Origin of the sequence: Gardnerella sp. DNF00983 (assembly GCF_049244265.1) — a bacterium.
In the GTDB taxonomy this organism is placed as follows: Bacteria; Actinomycetota; Actinomycetes; order Actinomycetales; family Bifidobacteriaceae; genus Bifidobacterium; species Bifidobacterium vaginale_J.
Map to the genome: position 1 here is coordinate 951,153 of NZ_CP058392.1, position 22,532 is coordinate 973,684.

Annotated in this window: 14 protein-coding genes; 6 read left to right on the forward strand and 8 right to left on the reverse strand. The window is 39.5% G+C overall.

The features are described 5' to 3' along the window. Both HXT34_RS03535 and HXT34_RS03540 read right to left on the reverse strand, forming a co-directional pair. Nucleotides 1–894: a ComF family protein gene (locus HXT34_RS03535; protein WP_421784392.1), complete on the reverse strand. Its 894-nt coding sequence runs from the start codon at nucleotides 892–894 to the stop codon at nucleotides 1–3. A gap of 91 nt (nucleotides 895–985) precedes the next feature. Next, on the reverse strand, nucleotides 986–1,807 hold the full coding sequence (locus tag HXT34_RS03540; RefSeq protein WP_421784393.1) for an HAD-IIB family hydrolase: 822 nt from the start codon (nucleotides 1,805–1,807) through the stop codon (nucleotides 986–988). A 119-nt stretch (nucleotides 1,808–1,926) separates the two neighbouring features. Between HXT34_RS03540 and HXT34_RS03545 the strand changes: the two genes are divergently transcribed. Beyond that, complete coding sequence (locus HXT34_RS03545) at nucleotides 1,927–2,355, forward strand: metallopeptidase family protein (protein ID WP_004119868.1); 429 nt, start codon at nucleotides 1,927–1,929, stop codon at nucleotides 2,353–2,355. 76 nt (nucleotides 2,356–2,431) lie between these two features. Here the strand turns inward: HXT34_RS03545 and HXT34_RS03550 are convergent, their stop codons facing one another. Both HXT34_RS03550 and HXT34_RS03555 read right to left on the reverse strand, forming a co-directional pair. Beyond that, a complete protein-coding gene (locus tag HXT34_RS03550) occupies nucleotides 2,432–4,018 on the reverse strand; it encodes a DUF5719 family protein (RefSeq protein ID WP_421784394.1) in 1,587 nt (528 codons plus the stop codon). After that, nucleotides 4,005–7,406 (reverse strand): glycosyltransferase family 2 protein, encoded by a 3,402-nt coding sequence (locus HXT34_RS03555; protein ID WP_421784396.1) that lies wholly within the window; start codon nucleotides 7,404–7,406, stop codon nucleotides 4,005–4,007. The genes HXT34_RS03550 and HXT34_RS03555 overlap by 14 nt, the downstream gene beginning before the upstream one ends. 322 nt (nucleotides 7,407–7,728) lie before the next feature. Between HXT34_RS03555 and HXT34_RS03560 the strand changes: the two genes are divergently transcribed. The 3 genes from HXT34_RS03560 (at nucleotide 7,729) to HXT34_RS03570 (ending at nucleotide 12,633) form a co-directional block, all read left to right on the forward strand. Next, complete coding sequence (locus tag HXT34_RS03560; protein WP_421784398.1) at nucleotides 7,729–9,162, forward strand: LCP family protein; 1,434 nt, start codon at nucleotides 7,729–7,731, stop codon at nucleotides 9,160–9,162. A gap of 113 nt (nucleotides 9,163–9,275) precedes the next feature. Next, nucleotides 9,276–10,574: an LCP family protein gene (locus HXT34_RS03565; RefSeq protein ID WP_421784399.1), complete on the forward strand. Its 1,299-nt coding sequence runs from the start codon at nucleotides 9,276–9,278 to the stop codon at nucleotides 10,572–10,574. Between the two features lie 235 nt (nucleotides 10,575–10,809). After that, a complete protein-coding gene (locus tag HXT34_RS03570; protein ID WP_421785445.1) occupies nucleotides 10,810–12,633 on the forward strand; it encodes an FtsK/SpoIIIE domain-containing protein in 1,824 nt (607 codons plus the stop codon). Nucleotides 12,634–12,640: 7 nt separating this feature from the next. Here the strand turns inward: HXT34_RS03570 and HXT34_RS03575 are convergent, their stop codons facing one another. The 4 genes from HXT34_RS03575 to hflX form a co-directional block, all read right to left on the reverse strand. Further along, nucleotides 12,641–12,913 carry a WhiB family transcriptional regulator gene (locus HXT34_RS03575; protein WP_415686936.1) on the reverse strand — a complete coding sequence of 91 codons (273 nt, stop codon included), beginning with the start codon at nucleotides 12,911–12,913 and terminating at the stop codon, nucleotides 12,641–12,643. Nucleotides 12,914–13,100: 187 nt separating this feature from the next. Then, nucleotides 13,101–14,585 carry a sensor histidine kinase gene (locus tag HXT34_RS03580; protein ID WP_415686937.1) on the reverse strand — a complete coding sequence of 495 codons (1,485 nt, stop codon included), beginning with the start codon at nucleotides 14,583–14,585 and terminating at the stop codon, nucleotides 13,101–13,103. A gap of 124 nt (nucleotides 14,586–14,709) precedes the next feature. Then, the gene (locus tag HXT34_RS03585) at nucleotides 14,710–15,672 is read right to left on the reverse strand and encodes an L-lactate dehydrogenase (RefSeq protein WP_004107125.1); all 963 of its coding nucleotides are present in this window, start codon (nucleotides 15,670–15,672) and stop codon (nucleotides 14,710–14,712) included. A 140-nt stretch (nucleotides 15,673–15,812) separates the two neighbouring features. Beyond that, entirely contained in the window at nucleotides 15,813–17,267 is a 1,455-nt protein-coding gene (gene hflX / locus HXT34_RS03590; RefSeq protein ID WP_421785447.1) for a GTPase HflX, read from the reverse strand. A gap of 265 nt (nucleotides 17,268–17,532) precedes the next feature. On the opposite strand from hflX, the gene HXT34_RS03595 reads away from it, so the two are divergent. Then, entirely contained in the window at nucleotides 17,533–18,234 is a 702-nt protein-coding gene (locus tag HXT34_RS03595; RefSeq protein ID WP_421784402.1) for a class I SAM-dependent methyltransferase, read from the forward strand. Nucleotides 18,235–18,332: 98 nt separating this feature from the next. Then, nucleotides 18,333–22,418, forward strand: coding sequence for an ATP-dependent RNA helicase HrpA (hrpA, locus tag HXT34_RS03600; protein WP_421784404.1), 4,086 nt, complete (start codon nucleotides 18,333–18,335; stop codon nucleotides 22,416–22,418). The last annotated feature ends 114 nt before the right edge of the window (nucleotides 22,419–22,532 follow it).

The window sequence follows — 22,532 nt, forward strand, 5'->3', positions numbered from 1 at the left end:
CTAGCATTCGTAATCTGCTGTACGATCATCCTTATTGCATACACACGCTAAAGAAAAGCATGCCAAAACAGTAATTCCACTACTCTGTAAAGTTGAAACGCAGCTATTCATAGTTGAGCCAGTAGTTACAATATCATCCAATACAATAGCTTTGTAATCGCGTTGATTTTCAAACTTTTGCTTTCTCAATTCTTTGAAATCGACGCTAAACGCCTTAGAAATTCTGTTAGACCTTCCGCGAAAACCGGAAGTTTGCACTGATTTCGCAGTAATTCTAGAATCCATATTTACAATATCTAAAACGTATGCTCTAATGCCACTATTACACAATCGTTTAGCAACACAATTTGCAATAGGCAGCATATGCTTACGCCCACGATGTCTTGATGAATACTTAGACGACGGAACTGGTATAACAAATATAGGATTTTCACTTATATGACAAGAATGCGAGCGCAAAAATTTAGATATAACTTCTACTACTAAATTGCCAATAAGTTCACCAAATATTTTGTCACATGCAATATCGAAATGATCCTTCCACAACAATATTGCGCGGCGAACAACCGTAGAATACGAACCACACGCGTAGCGATATCCACATACTGTTATGGCAAATGGTGCGCTTTTCCAGCATTGCAACGCTTTCTTGCAGTTTTCACACAATATATAATCTGGAGTATCGCATCCTGCACATGCGCGAGGCAAAAATAAATTAAATAAAGCAATCGCTACATTCTTCCAACTAGCAAAACGCCAATTTACAGAATCAACATCCATGTTTTCGTATGCACCACAAGGTACAGATGCGTGACATGCTAATCCCCCATTAGATGTCACGCTTCTATACTTCTTTTTGTTTTGGCGGTTTATAACCTTGCGTCTCCCAACCATAATGACAGCATATGCGATAGCTTATTAGCTATGCAAATAAAAAATGCGATTGTGGATAAAAGGTATCTTAAAATGAAAAATTAATAAAATCCTATATTTTTAAAATATTAAGTACCTTATTACAAAGCTCTAAAGTATCCGAAGGATTACTTACTTTAACAACTAAAGCTCCTGTAAAGGCAGTAGGATAATCGTTTCCTCCGGGATACATACGATCGCCAATAAAAGTAATTTTTTCAATATTAAAATCACAATATTTAGATAACATTCGCAAAGCTTGAGCTTTATCGTCACCGCGCCTGTATATATCGACGCTAGTATCTCCTCCAGCGCGTACAGCAAAATTAGGTAAAGCTTGAGAAATACTTTGTGCAAGTTGAGCTTTCAAACAACCGCTAGGATCCCAAGTTTTTTTATATTCAATAGGAGCTAATTGCCCTAGTGCCGAAAAAGTAATTTGACTACCGCGGTTCTCTATCTGTTCTCCCCACAACATTGGATCGCCGGGTTCTTTCCACACGCCCATATTTTTTGCACACTTGCGTATTGCATCAATAACGCATTGCGCTTGCTCAAAATCGATACTATGCTCATAAACACATTGCAATGACATGTCGTTATTCACACGATAATAACTAGTTCCATTAGTCGGCATTATGTGAATATTTTTAAGATTAGTGCCAGTTGCTAGCATATCTAAAATTTGCTTCTTAACTAACTCTAGGCAGCCACCTGTTATTACAGCAACAGGAATTATATTAATCAGCTTACTTAATGATTCAGCCATCGATTTAAGCATAGGTTTTTTAGAACATGCCAGTGTGTTATCTAAATCAAAAGCAATAAGCGACGATTTAGCGATGCTCAAGTCAAGATTAAACTCATTCCAATCATGCACTATTGGTTTGAGCATTACAAATCCTCCTGACTTTTAAAACCATATATACAGTATTCTATAGTGTGAGCGTATTTCACACACCGCATATTAATTATTTACATATTATTGCCCTAGCCTTCTCGTAAAGTGGAAGCATGACAGGTCTAATTTGGGAAGAACGTCACTATAGAAATAGGCATGGTAGAGGTCTTAGGGCACCAATATTTGGTACTCGCCTGCCACAATATAGAACTGCTAGTGGAATGTTCGATGCCATGGTAGCAGCTCAAATTAGACGTCTTAACAGTGCTTGGAGAGCATTAACTAAAGACGTTCAATTCGCGGTAGAAGATGTGCCGCCTTCGCAACCACTGTTATGGGAGCAAAACCGCAGAATACTTTCGCAAGCTTTTCCAGCTAGCCGTGGTATGCAATCTAGAATTGTATTGTATAGGCTTCCGCTATGCACTCATGTAAGCAGCAGAAGTGAACTTCAATATGCTATCAGAGATGAGCTTGTGCAACGCTTAGCAGAACTATACGGTCGCAGGCCAGAAGAAATTGATCCAGATTGGGGTCTGTAAACAATTTTTAAATTAATTAAAATTATTAAGTATTTTAATTAATTCATAGTCGCTTATAGCAATATTTTTATTCGTATTATTGCACAATGCTATTGTCAGTTTTAACGTATACCTTCATTTCTTGCGGCTGCAAAGATTGCGCAGAAAGCCAAGAAATACCTGCTATACCAGCCTTATCGATTTCATCTTTATGAATACGGGCAGACAAAGAAACTTTGCTATGCGATTTCGCAATAAACATAACTGCATCGTGAGAAACGTCTGAAACAGGAATTCTTAAAGATGCGTTCGCAGGAATCGTTACGTTTTTTGTAACAGTTAATACACCATTTAAATCAAATCCTTGCAAACGCACAGAAGTATCTTTATCGCTTGAAGAAGAAAGGTATAGAGCTGTTTCATTAGCAGAAACAGGTGAAACAATTGCGCCACTACCTTGCACGTTAGATGGTGTAATAAAAGCTACATCTGATTGATTATCTTTGCCATCTTTAGCAATAGACATCATTACTTGAGTAGGAACATCTCCACTTACGCTCAAAGCATTAACATGCTCTGGAACTTTTTCAAGATCGACAACTTGCAAATGGTGCGCTTTTAACGTCAAATCCTTTACTTCTTTAGAACCTGTATCATTCATCCATGAAAGTGTTACATTGCCATCTTTATTTGGCCATACATATAACTTAGATTGATCGCCTTCACTAATACCTGAAAGAATATTTGTGTTAGATTGAGTGCTTAATTCGTGAACAATATCTACACCTTTTACAGATAAGCCACTCATATGAACGACTTTTACAAATGATGCTATAGGTGTCTGTTCGCTTTCAACTTGCACGTATAATCCAGAAGTCTTAGGAGAAGCAGCAGCAAGATCAAAATATGCATGAGAACGAGCAGGAACAGTAAAAGCACTTCCTGTAGAAAGATTTAACTGATTGCTACCGTGCTCTGCAGACCAAGCTTTAACACGAACAACAGTAGATTTTGAAGCAGCATTAAATGCTTCTAAACGAATAGAAATTCCATCAGCAGATTCTGGAACTAGGAATGTCTGTTTCATAGACGGCATTGAACAGGTAGTTGCAGATAAACCTTTTACGTCACCTTTAGTAGCCCATGAAACCATGGAAGCAGATATTCCAGTGCCAGATCCAACTCGTGACAAATGTCCTTCTAGAACTTGAGCGTCGTGATTTACATTATTGTTAGCAATAAAAGCTGACGTATCATCATCAGTTGATTTTGAATTCAACGTAATAGATTGATCATTGCTATCGCGCATGTTACGCAAGCTAGAACTATACACATCCCCAAAAGCACCATAACGAGCAGAAGATTGTAAATCGCCTTCTGATTCGTTATATTCGCTATCACCATATTGAGTCAAATCTGGAAGAGACAATCGAATAGGGCAAATAGTTTGCAAACGAGTAGAACCAACACTACTTACAACGCCACTAGATGGAGTATTAGGATTATCTACAAGTTGAGGCATCGGTAGGCATAATGCAACAACACATGCAGAAGCAATAAGTATTATTGCACTAAAGATAGCAAGTGAGACAATAGTAACTATTTTGTTCTTGCGATTAATATCTACATCTGCATTTACTTCACCATGCTTAGAGCCCTCATGAGGATTTTTATGCCAGCTCATCTAATTCCTCCTCATGTCTGTCATCTGAACGCTCTATCATTGCGTGTCTACCAAATCGAGGCACTGCAACAATACAGTACAGCAGTAATACCATAGAAGAAACAATAATCCAAGGAACCCTCCACGCAAGAGGTCTAGATCGATAATACGGAGATGTAGAAGACAACGACTTAGAATCAGGCACACCATCAAATCTGCAATAAGTTCCTTGCGGTGATGAAACAACCAATTGTGTACCGTCAGAAGCGTTAACGTGTGCAATTAATTGTTCAGTAGCTTCTTTGTTAACATTACTTACAGTTTGTACAGAAGGATGTAACAATTGTTGTATTGACATAGAAGTTTTATGAGGAACCTTCTTATCTTCCGGACTATTAACGATATAAATACCGCCAATTCCAAGTTGTTTTAACGTTGATATTGCGCCATTATCTGCATGAGATAACAATTGTGCTGATGCGCGATATATTGCTTTATTGCTTGACGAATCGCCAAACATTACTTGTCTAACACGAAGAGCTGGAGATTCGTCTATTGCATCTCCCTTAGATGTTCGCATAATAGAAATTGACAAATCATGACTACTTTGAGCTCTTAAAGCAAGTATTCGTCGAGTATCGTCTTTTCGCAAATAATCAGAAACAACCATAGGAAGCTCATTGTTATTTGCGCAAATAGATGTAGCAGGTCCGCTCAATACAGCAAAAAGACCCAAAAGAACAGCCATAGTCAACATACCACTTGCAAGACCAGCGCGCGCTATGCGAATTATGTGCTGCAACAATCGTGCAGCAGAGCGGCGCATTGCAGCACGCCTATCTGCACGAGTTTTATAGTTTTCAAAAGTTTTAGATTCAGATTCCTTCGAAGCACGTAGTGGCTCAAAGCGACGAACAGCTTGACCAGCAACCATGCACATACAAGATAAAATGCCAACAGCAGATAATGCAACTCCAGGCAAAACGCTTGCAGCAACGGGTCCTGAAACATCGGATGCAACTACAATACGAGCAGAAACAAGAGATAGCAACATTCCGGAAATAATCACAACCCACATCATTCGAGAAACTCGCAAAGCAAAAGGCAAAGTTAATGATGCAACAGCCATAACAACAGCTAGAATTGCAAAAATTACCATTATTATTGTTCTCAAGCTCATCAATGGCATATTAATTTCAACATTAGGAGAAGCAATATTAAAAGCGTGCAACAAAACATCAACGTAATCACTTACGCGCGGAGCACCTTGTACACTCCTAAACGGCAAAGCCATACTAGAGAACAATTGACGCCACATTCCAGATTCGCCATATCTAATAGCACTTCCTATTGTAGGTAGCAAAACAATTATCGATGGTATAGGCATAAGCGCAAACATAATACGATGAGAGCGCACCATAATAAACGATGCAATAAAAATAACAATAAGAGGCAAAACAAGCTGCGGTTCTGCAGCTACTGGAACCATAAAGCATAATGCTGCGCATGCTGCACATTGAGTGGATTTAACAGGACGCACAGGATCTTCTGTTACATACATTCCAACTGCATGGAATGCAAAAGCAAATGCCGCAGGCAAAAATGTCATAGTCATTAACATTGGCAAATCACCGCGCGCAAACAAACCAAAAGCAATAGCAATCATAGTCCAGCAAATACCAGCGCATACGCGTACAGTATCCGAGCGCGTAAATACTCCAGCAAGAGCCCAAAAACTTAAGCACATAGCTGGAGCAGCTAAGAAGAACATTAACGTAACAGCCAACAACGGGTTAGCACCAACTACAGTTGATGCGATTGCCCAAATACTTAGCCATGGTGCTGGAGGAATTGCAGGTCCAAAACCATCATCAGGAACCCATGCGCCAATAGCAGAGTTCCATAACTGATTGAAATCTGCGCCCGTTGGTAACCATTGCTGCGCGTTCCAAGAAGCACCACTTAAAATTTCACGCCATGGAGAACCATATAAATTCAATATGACTGCAAAAAGAAGAAGAGCCGCAAGAATAACAGCACTCCACCTACGCAACACTCGAATATGCAAATGGCGTTTTGCTAGGGGGCTTAACAGCACTAAATGCTGTTGAGCTTGGAAAGCAGAACTACGATCACGCCAACGTGCAACTTGATGACGATCTGCGATAAGAGGAACAAGTCGCTTTAATGGAACACGCGTATTACTTGCAACCCTTCTGCGAGCAAAAATAGCTCTAGGCAATTGCATAATGGCAAGCCATGGCAAAAGCAAACGAATCCATGCTATATAAGGATGTTTAGCAAAAAGAGAGTGCAAAGCGCCAACTAAACAAGCAGGCAAACTAAGAATCCATATGAGAGGCCACAAAAAAACACTAATATCAGTGTATTTGTAACGCTGCTTAGCTACGAGAGAAGAGGCTACACCATACTTAGATCCTGAATTATTATGATTTCTAGCATCACCGTTACGAGTACGGATACCTTCTAACCTTGCACGCCTGTGTGCGATACGAGCTGAAGGAACTACAACAACACGACCTCCAGATAGACATACTCTACGGCAAAAATCTCTTGATTCGCCAAAAGTTGTCATCCATGGTTGCGTACCTCGTAAAGTCTGCCATGCAGTTAGCGTAACTAAAGCACCTGCCAACGATACTGCGTATACATCTCCACGACCGTCATACTGTTCTTGATCTGGCTCGCCGTCAACTGTAAGAGTATGAACACCGTGGCGCCAAGCATACATTCCAACGTTGTGCAAGATATTTCCTTGCCAATCAACTTGTTTAGCTCCCAGTACTGATGCAGTCGGAGTATTGCGCCAAGTTTCGCGCAAATATTCTAAGCAATGAGAGTCTGCAGGACGAGAATCATCATGCAAAAGCCATAATGCAGAAATTCCTGCACAAGGCAAAATCTTGCGCAAAGACTTTTCTATTGCATCTCCAAAAGAATGAGCAGAAGAAATAGGAATAATAATTATACGTACAGATTTATTTTCACTATTGTTTACACGAGTATTATTTACGCTATTAGTATTTGGTTTATATTTTGAATCGTTGTCAATTTCATTATTGGAATCGATATTGCTAGCATTCTGCAGTAATGATTTTCTAGTATTAATTTCTCCCGTAAGCATAGATGAATTAATTTTTACTTGTAAATTCGTTTGCATAGTCTGCTTTACTCGACTAGCACAATCGACTATTACTAAAGTTCCAGGAAGAATTGATTGACTTAGTACTGCATGTAACGTATCAGCATAAAAACGAGTGTCTCGCTCCACACACATCATTGCCATAATAGACGAATCTACATCATGAGGATGCGCATCTTTTGCGGATGAAAGCACCTGTAAAACTTCGTCTTCAAATGTAAGATTATGAGCGGTTATCGAATCCATACTTACCAGTTTACGCAGGGGGTATGTATCCGCCAAAACACAAGTCGTAATTTTAAATAAATTTATACATATTTTATTAATATTTTTGCTCATATTAGTCAGCACATTACATATAAATTTAATTAGAATATTTGCGTAAACTTATTAAAATTTTCATTAAAAAATCAAATAACATTCAACACAACCGAACGCAATAAATCTCATTGCCGTGTGCTATAATTGCGCGTTATATGTGTCCATTGAATATTGGTTTTATTCGATGGAAAAAGAAACGATATTGCCACAACCTAAAAGGTTCCTCATTATTGAGAAAGAGGGTACGATGACAACTTCACGGTATCATGAAGACATGCGGTACCAACCAAGCGAAGATTGGAATTCAACTCCTCACCATAGCCTTGGTTATAGAATGATTAACCGCACGCGCAAGATACTGTGCATGTTTGTTATTTCAGTACTTACATTCTTTTCAACAATAATAGCCGCAGTATGGTTAGATTTTTCTTCTGCTGTAAGCAGCAGAGTTGTAAGCGTTATATCTAAAGATCCAGAAGCTAATCAAGCACTTGATATCAATGCAGGAAAACCAGTAACTTTTCTTGTTTTAGGCCAAGATTCTCGTGATGGAAACAATCAAAGCTTCACGCACGACGGCGAAACTGGTGATCATCAATCAGATACTACTATGGTAGTTCAAATTAGCGCAGATAGATCATACATGAATATTGTTTCTATTCCACGAGATTCTATGGTAAACGCACCAGAATGTGACACTACAAAAGGACATATTCCTGCAAGAAAACATGTGATGTTTAATTCGATCTTCGCCTTAGGATATGCACAAGGCGGAGATTTAGCTTCAGCAGCATCATGCTCCTTAAAAGCTGTTAATTCACTTACCGGTTTAAATATTCATCATTTTATAGTCGCTGACTTTAGCGGATTAAGCAATATGATTGATGCAGTTGGCGGCGTATCATTATGCATACCAGCAGCAACTCGCGATACTTATACGGGCGTGAATTTCAAGCAAGGAATGCAGCATCTTAATGGTCGACTTGCTACTCAATACGCTAGAATGCGTCACGATACTGCAAGCGATGGCTCTGACATAATGCGAACAACAAGACAGCAATACTTGATTAAACAGCTTTTACATCAAGCAATGTCTAAAAACTTATTCACTCAAACAAGCGAGCTTTATCAGCTTGCAAAAGCATCGTTAGGAGCATTAAATATAAGTGAAGGCTTGGCAAATCCTACCACTTTAGTCGGTTTGGCATTAAGCATGCGTAAATTAGATTCTTCACATATTTACGCGCGTACTACTCCTGTTATTCCAGACCCTTATGATTCAAATCGTGTTGTGTGGTCCGATGAAGCAGACGATATTTGGGATTTAATGCGCGAAAATAAACCGTTATCGCTAAATCATAAAACTAACGGAGCTAACAAAAATAATGCCAATAATTCGTCTAAAAATGCGAACGATCAAGACAATGAAGACGCAGATGACGATAGCAATATAAGCGAAAATAACAAGCTTAATAAAACTACAAATCCAAAGAAAATGGGACATGTTGATCCAAAAACAGGATTAATAAAAAATTCTCAAGGTCAATTTATTGATCCAAATACTGGAGGAATTGTGGATCCTGAAAATGGAACTATTCACGATCCACAGACAGGACAATACGTTGGTTTTGCAGACAAGTATGCAAACAATGTACTTTGCGCTGTGCCTAGAAAAAAGTAGACAATTAAGCAAGATGTAATATATGAGTATATAATGTACGAGCATAAGACTTGTATATTATATACTCATAGTCATTGAAGATATATTGCGCATATGCTTATTTTGGAGGATGCATGAATTCGCGACTGTATGAGGACCCTTCTGAAGATAATCTAAACCCACCTATCTTCACTCCTTCTCATAATAACGATTCATCTAACTCAAACGTGCCTCCTAGTTTCACTCCAAAACGCGCACAAAAAGACAAAACAAATCCTAATCAAATTCCATCGCAAGCTCCATCTTTTGCGCCTACATCTCAAAGAACAAGAATCTTAAAAAGTCCAGAACAATTTTCTTCTAGACCTGTTTCTTACGCATCGCAATTGCGAGAAAGACAAACACCGCGCACAAGTTCTATTTCACAAATGCGTATTCCAACAACTATAAATAATGTAGTTGGGAGCGCAGCAAAAGTACTACCGCACAAACCGCGTAGAATTTTACATGCATTTATTGCAATCTTTATTGTTCTAGCAGTAGCTGCAACCGGTTTTGGAGTATATTCATGGAACTGGATTGACTCAAGAATTAACCGCACTACTTGGCTTACTAATACTCCTAGCACTCAAGGCAAAGCATGGCTTATTCTTGGCTCCGATCAAAGAGAAGGCGAAGAGGCTAAAGAGATAACAGGATTTAGAACAGATACTATTCTTGTATTGACAAAGCCGAGCAATGGTCACAGTTCTCTAATTTCTATTCCTCGAGATTCTCTTGTTTCTTTAAATGGCGAACAAGTAAAAATTAATAGCGTTGCGCAAGCAGCTGGAAATAAAGCATTAACAGCAGCAATAGAAAAAATTACAGGTCATCGCATTGACCATGTTGCAGAAATACGTTTTGGCGGTCTTACTAATGTTGTTAATGCTATAGACGGCATTGATTTATGCTACAACCGTACAGTAAGCGATAAGTTTAGCGGGTTAAATTGGACTTCTGGATGCCATCACGTTGATGGGAATACAGCGTTAGCATTTTCTCGAATGCGATACGCAGATCCAGAATCTGATTTTGGACGAGCTGCACGTCAACGAATGGTTATTGCAGCTATTATGAAAAAAGCTTTAGACCACAATACATTATTGAATTTTGGAAAAGTAAAAAAGCTTGCTGAAACGGGACTTGCTTCAGTTATTTTTGACGAGAAAACCAATCCAGGAACATTATGGGAAATGGCTCAAGCATTCAAAGAAGCAACTGGGCCGTCAGGCATATCTGGAACAGTATATTGGACGAATCCTGATTATCAAGTTCCAGGAGTTGGTTCATCCGTCCTTCTCGATGATGCTAAAAACTTAGATTTATTCAACCAACTTGCATCAGGCACTCATAAACCTGGATCAGTTGGAACTCTTGCGGAGCAACAATAATTTCGAAGTATTGTTGTATAAACAACACTTCAATTAGATACCATAACTTAGAAAGCACTAAACTCGTATCTTTTAACCACAATCTTGCATAAGTATTGCACAAAAATCAAAAATATTGTCTCATACATTTATGAGTAACAAATCTAATACAGGAATGTCTACGACTAAAGTACTTATGCATGTACAGATGGCAGCGAGTATAGTTCCAATATTCGCTCACATAGCGTTGGCTATAATGGCATGGATGCAAAATAATTGGATGATGCTAACCATGATTATTCCAAGCATTATGATGTATATAGCAAGTCTTATTCCACAAATTTTTCAATACATGTCTGAGAAAAATTCTGTTCAAAGTGTTCAACAAGATCAGCAAATTCAATTATTAAACACTACGCAATCGTCAAATAACTTAACTTATAATCAACAAACTGTAGAAAGTTTGCCAGATTCTATTACGCCAGTGAGTTTAGAAACATTACTTATGAGAAGAAATGCAATTTCTAATACGCAGCATCACTGGAAAGAAGTATTGCAAACATGGTTAAAAAATGCAGGAACATACGATACAAAAAACAAATCTAATAGTATTAAAGAAAATCTAAATACAAATATTTATAACTACTTGCCTAATTCAAAAACTAAACACCTTATAGCTCCACTTGGAATAAGCAATAATGGATACTGCTATTTAGATTTAATTAACAATGGGCCACATGCTTTAGTTGCTGGAACAACTGGTTCTGGTAAATCAGTACTTCTTACGACTTGGTGTTTAGCTTTGGCTTTTCAATACAGCCCACAGCAGCTACGGTTTGTTTTTATGGATTTTAAAGGAGGAGCAACTTTTGACATACTATCTAAACTCCCACATGCTATGGGAAACGTAGGAGATTTGAATCTTAAACACGCAATACGCGCTCTAAAAGGTCTCGAACTAGAACTAGATAGACGAGAAAGACTAGTAGCTCATAATGGATGTAGCAATATTGCACAAGTAACTCCAGCTGAGCCTTCATTGCTTATTGTTATTGACGAATTTCATGCTTTAAAAGATCAACTCCCCGACTATATGCCTCGTCTTATACGAATTGCATCAGTAGGCAGATCTTTGGGAATGCATATTATTGCTGGAACTCAAAATCCACTCGCACAAGTAAGCGCAGATATGAAAGCTAATATTTCTATTAATATTTGCTTAAGAGTTAGAGACGGAATGCAATCGCAAGAATTATTAGGAACAGCGCATGCAGCTAAAATAAGCCCAAATACACCAGGAGCCGCATATTACAATATTGGAGAAGGAGTAGCATCCTTGCGATGTGCTCAAAGCAGCAATACCGCACATTTAGTACGAGCAATACAGTTAGCTGGCAGATTCTGCCATCATGATCATTCTCCAGAATTATTTAGCAAACCATTGCCGTCGATTCTTTCATCAAAACAACTCGCAGAGTATTCAAATAATTACAAATATAAAAATTCGGAGCAAAAAATATCTCAAAGTTTACGTACTCAAGAATTTAATACTAAGAATATTATTATTGGTTTGCAAGACGATACCATACACTTATATCCTGCTCTATTGCCAATTCACCTTGGGAATATAGCTGTTATTGGTATTAGAAAACAAGGCAAAACAACAATATTAAAAATAATTTCTAAAACTCTAAACCTGCCAATATATTCAGGAAAATCACTATGCGAACAAAACATTAATAACATTTACAACGAAAATACGCCAATTATTATTGACGATGCGGATGAATTGCTTGATCCGCTAAATACTAAACAAACTGCTATTGCTTTTCAAAAAAGATTAAATAGTAAACAATGCCCAGTTATTATGAGCACTAGCACTTCTCGCTACTTACGTTTACCTGAGCAAGCGCCAGTGAGGATAATATTTCCAACAGGAGATATTGGCACAGATACAATGCTTGGAATACCTTCTGCTTTATCTAAAAGTTTTGATATTGAAGACTATCAACTTCCAGGACGATGTGTTTTAATCACTCCAGGATCAGCAAGTTTAACTCAAATAGTGCACTTAGAATAAAATTTATTCATAGTGACTCATCTTGACTTTTACGTGCGCGCATAGCTCTACGCTTTAGAGTTCTACGCTCATCCTCGCTTAGTCCTCCCCACACACCGTAATCTTGGTTGGTTTCTAATGCGCATCTTAAGCACTCTGTTGCAACGTCACATGAGCGACATACTGCTTTTGCTTCTTCAAGCTGTTGAAGTGCTGTACCAGCACTTCCAAGAGGAAAGAACAGTTCAGGATCTTTGTCACTACATGCTGCTGTTGTGCGCCAATCAAACGAGTTGTTCATGAATTATTATCCTCATTTCTTACCTACAACGGTGAGCTTTAGAAGTTCCCCTGAATGTAAGGAAATCATGAAAAGAAAGTTTTTTCAAGGCATTTTGCATCTTTATTAGCAATTTTAATTTTTCCTATACTTTTTACACTAAATTTATATCATTTAATGCATGTTGGAAAACAATTTTTACGTAAAGCTACTCAATACCAGATACGCGCAATTTAATATCTAACACTACCCTAGTTCCACCCTCTCTTCGAGGAGACCAACGAACTGTGCCGCCAAAATCGTTAGTGACAAATGTGTTTATGATTTGCGTTCCAAGACCAGACCCAGATGGTTTAGCCATTCCATGAGAAGACTCGCTATCTATGCCATCTCCATCATCTTCAACGACAATATTAAGATTGTCTCCGCCTCTACCAACTGCAATACGAATATGACCTTTTTCACGACCTTCAAAACCATGTTCAACTGCATTCGTCACTAGCTCAGTTAAAACAAGAGACAATGGTGTAGCATCCTGAGCTGCTAATCTGCCAAATTTTCCAACAAAATCAATATCAATATTTTGATTCTGAGATGCCAACTCAATTGACATCTTCAACAAACTCGAAATAACTTTGTCAAAATCAACAATTTCGTCGGCAGTTTGGCTTAAGCCTTCATGAACTAGTGCTATAGTTTGCACACGACGTTGAGCTTCTTCAAGTTCTTTTCTAACTTCAATAGATTTTGTTTTGCGAGCTTGCAAACGCAAAAGAGCAGAAACAGCCTGTAAATTGTTTTTTACACGATGGTGTATTTCAGAAATAGTGGCATTCTTAGTGCGCAATTCTTGCTCACGCCGCAAAACTTCAGTAACATCACGGCATAACACTACTGCTCCAACACGATTATTTGGCCCCCACAGAGGCAAAGAGCGCATAGAAACTATAGAATGGTTCGCTTCAAGTTCGCAATCCACATCAGCTTTTCCAGTTAGTACAAGAGGTAAACTTTCAGGAACATTGTCGTTCGTATGCAACAGCCTAGTGCCAAATTCGCTTAAATATTCACCTTGCATAGTGTTTAATCCGCCAAGTCTGCGGAAACAACTAATGGCATTAGGAGAAGCATAACGAACTATTCCATCGTCTTCTAGCACAATAAAACCATCGGATACTCGAGCATTATGTCGCTGATTTAATACAGATTCATGATATGGGAATTGTTCACGAGGAATCATGTCAAATAAAGTTTTACCAGCATTAATGCTTTCGGTTTCATAACGACCATTAGATTCACGCGTTGCCAAATTAGTTTCGCGCATAACCAATCCGAGAGTTTTACCCCTATGACGAACTGGAGCATAAACGTAGCACACGGTAGCTCTACCAATAGAGCGTAAGGTTGAAGAGTGGAAACTTGTCTCAGATTTCATCGCCTCATTAAGCTCAGGCACTAAAGAATCATCTAATTTTTTACCTAACAAATCATCAGTACGCAAAGTAATAGCTGTTGAAGGACGACATTGTTCAGCAACAACATAATCACCGTCACCATTTTGAATAATCAGCAGCAAATCTGCGAAACTCAAATCTGCAATAACCTGCCAATCTGCCACCAAATGGTGAAGCCACTCACGATCACTGTCATTAAAATCAGGACGAGTAGCAAGAATGTTAGAAAAATCAGCCATAATGTAATAATATATCGGACTCACAGAAAATTCTGCGATGCATGTTGTTGTTTTGAACAAGAAAACCGCTCCTCCTCAATTAAGAGAAGAAGCGGTTTAATAATTTATAAATTATTCTTTAAAACTAGAAGCCAAACTTAGCAGCAGTTTCGCGCAAAGTTTCAGCAGAACGCTTCAAAGCAGCCAACTCACGATCAGAAACTGGAGTGTTTAGACGAGAGTTTACACCATTGCGATTAAGCAATGTTGGCACAGACATGCACACATCAGAAATGCCGTGGAAGTCATCAAGCAAAGAAGACACTGGAAGAATGCGGTTAGTGTCGCGAAGAACAGCCTCAACAATATCTACACCAGACATAGCAATAGCGTAGTTTGTTGCACCCTTACCGTTGATAATCTTGTAAGCAGCGTTAACAACTTCCTGATGGATCTCTTCACGCTTAGCAGCATCAAGTGGCTCATGACCTGGAAGAGCGTTCCAATCGCACATTGGAACACCACCGATGGTTGCAGAAGCCCACAGAGGAACTTCAGAGTCACCGTGTTCGCCAGCAATGTATGCGTGAACGTTCTTAACATTAACGCCAGTGTGCTGAGCGATCAAGAAACGAAGACGAGCGGAATCAAGGTTGGTACCAGAACCAAACATTTGGTTTGCTGGAAGACCAGAAAGCTTCATAGAAACGTGCGTAACAACATCAACAGGATTAGTAATCAACATATAAATTGCGTTAGGAGCAACCTTCACAACGTTTGGAATGATTGACTTCATGATGTTGATAGTTGCACCTGCGAGCTCCAAACGAGTCTGACCTGGCTTCTGGCGAGCGCCAGCAGTAATCACAACCATGTCAGCATCACGGCAAATTTCTACATCGTCAGAACCGGCAATAGAAACTGCAGGATAGAAGCTAGAACCATGCTGCATATCCAAAACTTCAGCTTCAACACGTTCCTTAGCAATATCTTCAAGCACAATCTCACGCGCAACACCACGCTGAGCAGCAGCGAAAGCGAGAGTAGATCCGACTGCACCGGCACCAATAATTGCAAGCTTAGTTGGCTTAACCTGCGAACTCACCATGAGCAAAAACCTCTTTTCGGCAACCTATTAAACCCTACTCGCATAAAAATACTTAATTTATGCATTACTAAGGGCTGCTCTCACATTAAGAGCTTTTGGTATGAACACCTTTACTCTAATCGCACCACCGGAATTTATTATTACAACGCTACTTTCATAAGTTTTGCAGCTAACGATGGTCCAACCCAAGCAATAAGTTCAACCCCAGAATCTACATATTCTGCTTTTTCAACTACACCATTTTCACGAACTTTTGATAATAATCCACCAAACTCGTACGGCAAAGTTACATCTACACGAACACGAGGTGACGGTAACAATTCTTCTAAACGATTGCGCAATATTTGCAAATTTTCGCCACTAAATGCAGAAACAATAACGGCATCAGGATAGAGAGAAGAAAAACGTTCTCGCGCAGCATCACTCATCATGTCTGATTTATTCAATGCCATAATTTGAGGTATATCTTCTACACCAGAAATATTAGCGAGAACTTCGTTTACTGCATTAATTTGCGAAATAGGATCTGGATGCGAACCGTCAACTACATGCAAAATAACATCTGCTTGTCCAACTTCTTCCAAAGTGGATTTAAATGCTTCAACTAATTGAGTTGGAAGTCTGCGAACAAAACCAACAGTATCTACCAAGGTATAGCTTCTACCATCTTGAGTTTGAGAACGACGTACTGCAGTATCAAGAGTTGCAAACAGTGCATTTTCTACTAATTCTTGTGAACCAGTAAGGCGATTGATAATAGACGACTTGCCAGCATTCGTATATCCAACAACAGCTACAGTTGGAATATCTTGTCGTCTACGAGAACCACGTTTTACATCGCGCGCAGGTGCCATATTTGCAATATCGTGGCGAAGTTTAGAAATACGATTTCGAATAGCTCGACGATCCATTTCGATTTTAGTTTCGCCAGGACCTCTAGAACCAATACCAGCATCGCCTGCAGCTCTACCACCAGCCTGCCTAGAAAGAGCAGCACCCCAGCCTCTTAATCGCGGAAGCATATATTGCAATTGAGCAAGCTCAACTTGAGCTTTACCTTCACGGCTTGTAGCATGCTGAGCAAAAATATCCAAAATAACAGCAGTGCGATCGACAACCTTAACTTTGGTTGCATCTTCTAAAGCTCTACGCTGGCTAGGTGGTAAATCATCGTCAACAATAATCGTATCTGCATCATGTTGAGCAACTACCGCTGCAAGCTCACGCGCTTTACCTGAACCAACATAAGTTGCAGCATCTGGTCTATATCTTTGTTGCAACATGCCATCGCAAACAACAGCACCAGCAGTCTGCGCCAACGCTGCAAGCTCACGCAACGATTCTTCAGCTTGAGCAAGAGTTCCTTTTGCGCTAGACCACACTCCTACTAGCACAACGCGCTCAAGACGAAGCTTTCTATACTCAACTTCTGTAACATCTTGTAATTCGCCAAGACCAGCTACTCGCTTTAAAGCATTACGAGATTCACGCTCCTGCCAAGCTTCATCATGCTTTTCACCGTCTGAAGTAGTGTCTAGAAGCACATCCGAATGAGCATAAAGCACTGCATTATTGGTGAGATTATGCTCATTCATATTAGTAGAATCATTTTCGAGGGAGGAAAAATCGTTTGAATTAAGCACATCATCTCGCCCGGATGCCACATTACTATCCGCCAACTGTTCCCTCCTCTATTTCATTGTAAATAGCGTTTTACAACGTTTGTCTTATTATGGTGACTTGAGACGACAATATATGAACACAATATATATGTATGATATGTAAATAAAGATACAATGGTAAAAAGTATATTAATAAATTTAAGTTTATAGACGAAATACGGTATTTTTGAGCGAGATCATGGAAAGTCATCAACAATTTAAACAATACGATAAAACCAAATCACCAAAATCAGAAAAAGCGCAAAAAATCAGTGGCGAACAATACTTTTCTGCAACACCATCATCTTGCGATGAGCGAAGAACGTTACATGTAACTTTGAGAAATCATGAAACTGTTATACAAGTCTCAAACGGAGTATTTAGTGCTTCTAAGCTTGATTTAGGCACGTCTGTGCTACTAAAACATGCTCCAAAACCACCAGAAAATGGCAAATTCCTTGATATTGGATGCGGATGGGGTCCTATAAGCATTGCAATGGGCTTAGAATCTCCAGAAGCTGAGATTGTAGCTGTAGATGTAAATGAGCGAGCTCTAGAGCTTACTGAACTAAACGCAAAAAACGCTGGCTTAAAGCATATTCGCACTTCTTTAGTAGATGACGCTTTAAAAGAAAATAATACTTTGGAATTTAATAATTTTGATCTCATATGGTCCAATCCCCCAATTCGCGTTGGAAAAGAAATATTGCACGACATTTTGATGACTTGGATTCCGCGTTTAAAAGTAGGAGGAGCATCTTACTTAGTTGTGCAAAAAAATCTTGGCTCAGACTCACTTATTCCTTGGCTTGCTGAAAATCTTGGCGAAAACTACAACGTTGAAAAATATGCAAGCTCTAAAGGATACCGAATTATAGAAGTAATAAAAAGTAAGAACTAAAGAAATACTAAAAGTACTAAAGAAGTACCAAAGTAGTACCAAAATAGTACCAAAGTAGTACCAAAAAAGTAAAAAATTTACGAAAAGAAATATACACTATGAAATTCGACTACCCTGTTGAGCTTCCTATTTGCGCAGCACACGACGAAATAATAGAAGCAATTAAGTCTTCACAAGTCGTGATTGTTTCCGGACAAACCGGCTCCGGTAAAACTACGCAAATCCCGAAAATGGCGCTTGAACTTGGAAGAGGCGGAAGAGGTAAGCAAATCGTACACACTCAGCCTCGCCGTTTAGCTGCACGCACTGTTGCTGAGCGAATCGCAAGCGAAATGGAAGTAAAACTGGGCGAAGAAATCGGCTACCAAGTGCGATTTACCGACGAAAGTTCACCTAAAACAAAGCTTCGAATTGTTACGGATGGTATTTTACTTGCGCAGATTCAGCGAGATCCTCTTCTTACTAAATACGACACGATTATTATTGACGAAGCACACGAGCGCAGTCTTAACATTGACTTTTTACTAGGATATTTAACAACTTTACTTCCGCAAAGACGCGATTTGAAGCTGATTATTACTTCGGCAACAATAGATTCTGCAAAATTCCGTGAACATTTCGAACAAGCTTTACACATAAAAGTTCCTGTTATTGAAGTTTCTGGACGCACGTACCCTGTTCGAGTGCTTTATGAGCCACTTGGATCCGCGCCTTCACTTATGCGACACGTCCCCGGCTTTGCAGACATAACAATGGATGAGGAAACTGTTGCAGAAAGCCAATCAAGCGAAAGCAATCGAGACGATATTGCAGATGAAGATATGACATCTGCAGTAACACGCGCATGTGCTCAATTAGTGATTCATTCAAGCCACGAGCAAGGCGCGCGCGATATTATGGTTTTCGCTTCCGGCGAGCGCGATATTCGCGAATTTGAATCAGGATTACGCTCATATTTTGGCACTCGAGCAAGTGATATGAAGCGAGTTGACGCTATTGAAATAGTGCCGCTTTTTGCGCGTCTTTCTGCAAAAGATCAACATCGCGTATTTGAACATCACTCTCATCAACGCATTGTTATTGCTACTAACGTTGCTGAAACTTCGCTTACTGTTCCTGGGATTCGATACGTTGTCGATCCTGGTTTTGCGAGAATTAGCCGATATTCTAAGTCTGCAAAAGTGCAAAGGCTTCCTATAGAGCCAATTTCTCAAGCGAGCGCAGATCAGCGTTCTGGACGATGCGGACGAATCGCTGACGGTATTGCTATTAGACTTTACTCGCGCGAAGATTACGAAACTCGCCCTCGTTTTACCGATCCCGAGATTCTTCGCACTTCGCTTGGAGCAGTAGTATTACACATGCTTTCAGTAGGCGTTGCTAAAACTGGCGAAGATATTACGAATTTCGGTTTTATTGACCCTCCTGATATGAAAGCAGTAAGCGACGGTTTTAATGAGCTTAACGAGCTTGGCGCAATAAGTAGAAAATCAGGTTTCATAACTTTAACTCATATTGGCCGTGAGCTTTCTAAATTGCCGATTGATATTCGTTTAGGACGCATGATTATTGAAGCAGCGCGTAAAACAACTCCGAATACTCTTGCTGCAGTGCTTGTAATTGTTGCGTTTTTGAGTTTGCAAGATCCTCGCGAGCGCCCTGAAGAACAGCGTGAAGAAGCAGATAGACTTCATAATCGTTATGCGGATGAAACAAGCGATTTCTTAACTGCTTTAAATATTTGGGATTATATTTTCCAAGCAGACGGGAATATGAGTAATAACGCTCTTCGCAAACTTTGTAAAGCGGAATTCTTCCACTTTTTGCGTTTAAAACAGTGGAAAGATTTAGTTAATCAACTTCAGGACTTGTGTAAAGAGTTGCATTATAAAGTTGGCGAGCCTATTCCATCTAAAAGACCATCTTTGGAAATTCGTCAACTTCCTAATAATCAGCAGGCTGCTCACAGCTTGTGCTGTTCTTGGGATTCGCAAGGCATACACTCATCGATGCTTGCAGGCTTGCTTTCTATGTTGGGAATGCAAGTAGTGCGCGAACCGAAAGCTTCAGATTTTGCTAATTTGCACGGATCAGCAAAAATTCGCGCTATGAAACGCGCTCAAAAAATGGCTAAAAACGACTATCAAGGCGCGCGCGGAGGAAGATTCGCAATATTCCCAGCTTCATCTGTTTCTAAAACAACTCCTTCATGGGTTATGTGTACGCAATTAGTTGAAACTTCTAGACTTTGGGCAAGATATTGCGCGCAAATCGATCCTGCTTGGGCTGAGCCTCTTGCTAAAAATCTTACTAGAATCACGTATTCTGACGCTCATTGGAGCGCTTCTAAAGGTGCTGCTGTAGCAAAATCTAAAGTATTACTATACGGATTGCCTATTGTTCAAGATCGCACGGTTCAATGGTCTAGAGTTAATCCTTACGAAGCTCGAATGATTATGATTCGTCAAGGCTTAGTTGAAGCAGACGTGCAACAACGTTTTGCACACGATGAGTTTATTTTAAATAATCACAATGTGCTTGAAGATGCAGATAATCAAGCAAATCGCACTCGTCAAATAAGCGAAACTGTAAATGACGAGGATTTATTTACTTTTTATGACACTCGTATTCCTCAAGAATCAACTACTATTGCAGCTCTTGCAAAATGGTGGAAAGATAACCGCGAAGAAGATCCACACAAGTTAGACTTTAATCCCGATGAAGTTGAACGTTTACAAACTACACAAAGCACTGATTTAGCTGACTATCCTGACCATTGGAATACAGTTGGTACAGACGGTCAGATTATAAGGTTGCGTTTAAGTTATGTGTATGATCCAGCTAATCCTTTGGATGGCGTAACTGTGCATGTGCCTCTTCACACACTTTCGCGTTTAACTCCTGAAGAATTTACTTGGAATGTTCCAGGTTTGCTTGATGAGCTTATTATTGGCATGATTAAATCTTTGCCTAAAGCTTTACGAGTACAGTTTGTTCCAGCTCCTGACACTGCTCAAAAAATTCGCTCTTGGATTGACGAACATTACGACGAACTTCCTGGGGTTGAAGAAACAGAAAGAAATATAAAAAGCGAATGGCAAGATTTTAGAGAAGTTTTCACTAAAGCTGCAATTTGTGTAGTTGGAGCGCAAATACATCCTGAAGTTTTCGACGACGAGCAAATAAGCAGACTTTCGCCATACTTGCGCATGACGTTTAGTGTTGAAGAGAGGAAAGCTAACGAAAATCGCAATAAACCTGCAGGTCGTAACAAGTACTCTAATCGCGGAAAACCTACTATTCTTGGAACCGACAAATCATTAATTGCATTGCAACAGCGTTTTGCAAAAGAAGCACAAGAATCTGCGCGAGAAGTTGTAAATATCAAAGCAAATAAAGCAGCACAAGCTGGGCATGTTATTGAACGAGCAGATTTATTACACAAATCTGGTGCTACGAATCTTTCACGCGCGCAAATGGTTTGGCAAAGCGCATTAAATATGCTGCATTTAGACAATAAGCGCATTACTTCTCGCTGGCTTGGTTCTGAAGCTTTAATGCTCGCAGCTGCACCTTATTCAACTTCTAATGCTTTAGCAGAAGACTTGCAAATGGCTGCAGTAAAACGACTAATTGCGAACACAGATAATATTACTGATGATAATTTATTACGCGAAACTGTTGCAAACGTATCTGAAATATACGAGGACACAGTATACGATATAGCGCACGATGTGATCGCAATATTGAAGCGTGATGCAGAAGTTAGTAAAACTGTTTCCGGCAAGGCTGATTTACCCTTGCTTTCAGTGTTGCAATCAATACGCGAACACACTGCAAGTCTTGTATACGAAGGATTTATTGCCAAAACTCCATCTGATTCTCTACCTCGTATTGAACGCTACTTGCATGCAGACGTGATTCGTCTTACTAAAGCTAAAGCAGATAAAAACCGTGACGTGCGTTGGGCTTGGCAAGCAGATGAAGCACATAAGCTTGTAGTAAAATCTCAAGAAGACGCTCAGAAAATCCCAGCGGGACCAGCTCATGACGAGTCACAAATAATCGCTGAGAAATTACGTTGGATGTGCGAAGAATTCTATGTGTCTCTTTGGGCGCAAGAATTGGGAACTGCATATCCGATTAGCATACAACGCATGAGAAAGATAATTGACGGAAAGTAAAAGCTGTTTCGCATATATGCATATATTTTTCTTAGCGATTGCAATGTTGTAAACAATATTGCTCATAATGTTGCAAGCAAACTTTATTTGCAATGTTGTTAAGCTATTGTCGAT

Excerpts from the sequence above, each read along its gene's own strand:
- HXT34_RS03535 (WP_421784392.1), bottom strand. The coding sequence starts at position 894 with ATGGTTGGGAGACGCAAGGTTATAAACCGCCAAAACAAAAAGAAGTAT.
- HXT34_RS03540 (WP_421784393.1), bottom strand. The coding sequence starts at position 1,807 with ATGCTCAAACCAATAGTGCATGATTGGAATGAGTTTAATCTTGACTTG.
- HXT34_RS03545 (WP_004119868.1), top strand. The coding sequence starts at position 1,927 with ATGACAGGTCTAATTTGGGAAGAACGTCACTATAGAAATAGGCATGGT.
- HXT34_RS03550 (WP_421784394.1), bottom strand. The coding sequence starts at position 4,018 with ATGAGCTGGCATAAAAATCCTCATGAGGGCTCTAAGCATGGTGAAGTA.
- HXT34_RS03555 (WP_421784396.1), bottom strand. The coding sequence starts at position 7,406 with ATGGATTCGATAACCGCTCATAATCTTACATTTGAAGACGAAGTTTTA.
- HXT34_RS03560 (WP_421784398.1), top strand. The coding sequence starts at position 7,729 with ATGACAACTTCACGGTATCATGAAGACATGCGGTACCAACCAAGCGAA.
- HXT34_RS03565 (WP_421784399.1), top strand. The coding sequence starts at position 9,276 with ATGAATTCGCGACTGTATGAGGACCCTTCTGAAGATAATCTAAACCCA.
- HXT34_RS03570 (WP_421785445.1), top strand. The coding sequence starts at position 10,810 with ATGGCATGGATGCAAAATAATTGGATGATGCTAACCATGATTATTCCA.
- HXT34_RS03575 (WP_415686936.1), bottom strand. The coding sequence starts at position 12,913 with ATGAACAACTCGTTTGATTGGCGCACAACAGCAGCATGTAGTGACAAA.
- HXT34_RS03580 (WP_415686937.1), bottom strand. The coding sequence starts at position 14,585 with ATGGCTGATTTTTCTAACATTCTTGCTACTCGTCCTGATTTTAATGAC.
- HXT34_RS03585 (WP_004107125.1), bottom strand. The coding sequence starts at position 15,672 with ATGGTGAGTTCGCAGGTTAAGCCAACTAAGCTTGCAATTATTGGTGCC.
- hflX (WP_421785447.1), bottom strand. The coding sequence starts at position 17,267 with ATGAATGAGCATAATCTCACCAATAATGCAGTGCTTTATGCTCATTCG.
- HXT34_RS03595 (WP_421784402.1), top strand. The coding sequence starts at position 17,533 with ATGGAAAGTCATCAACAATTTAAACAATACGATAAAACCAAATCACCA.
- hrpA (WP_421784404.1), top strand. The coding sequence starts at position 18,333 with ATGAAATTCGACTACCCTGTTGAGCTTCCTATTTGCGCAGCACACGAC.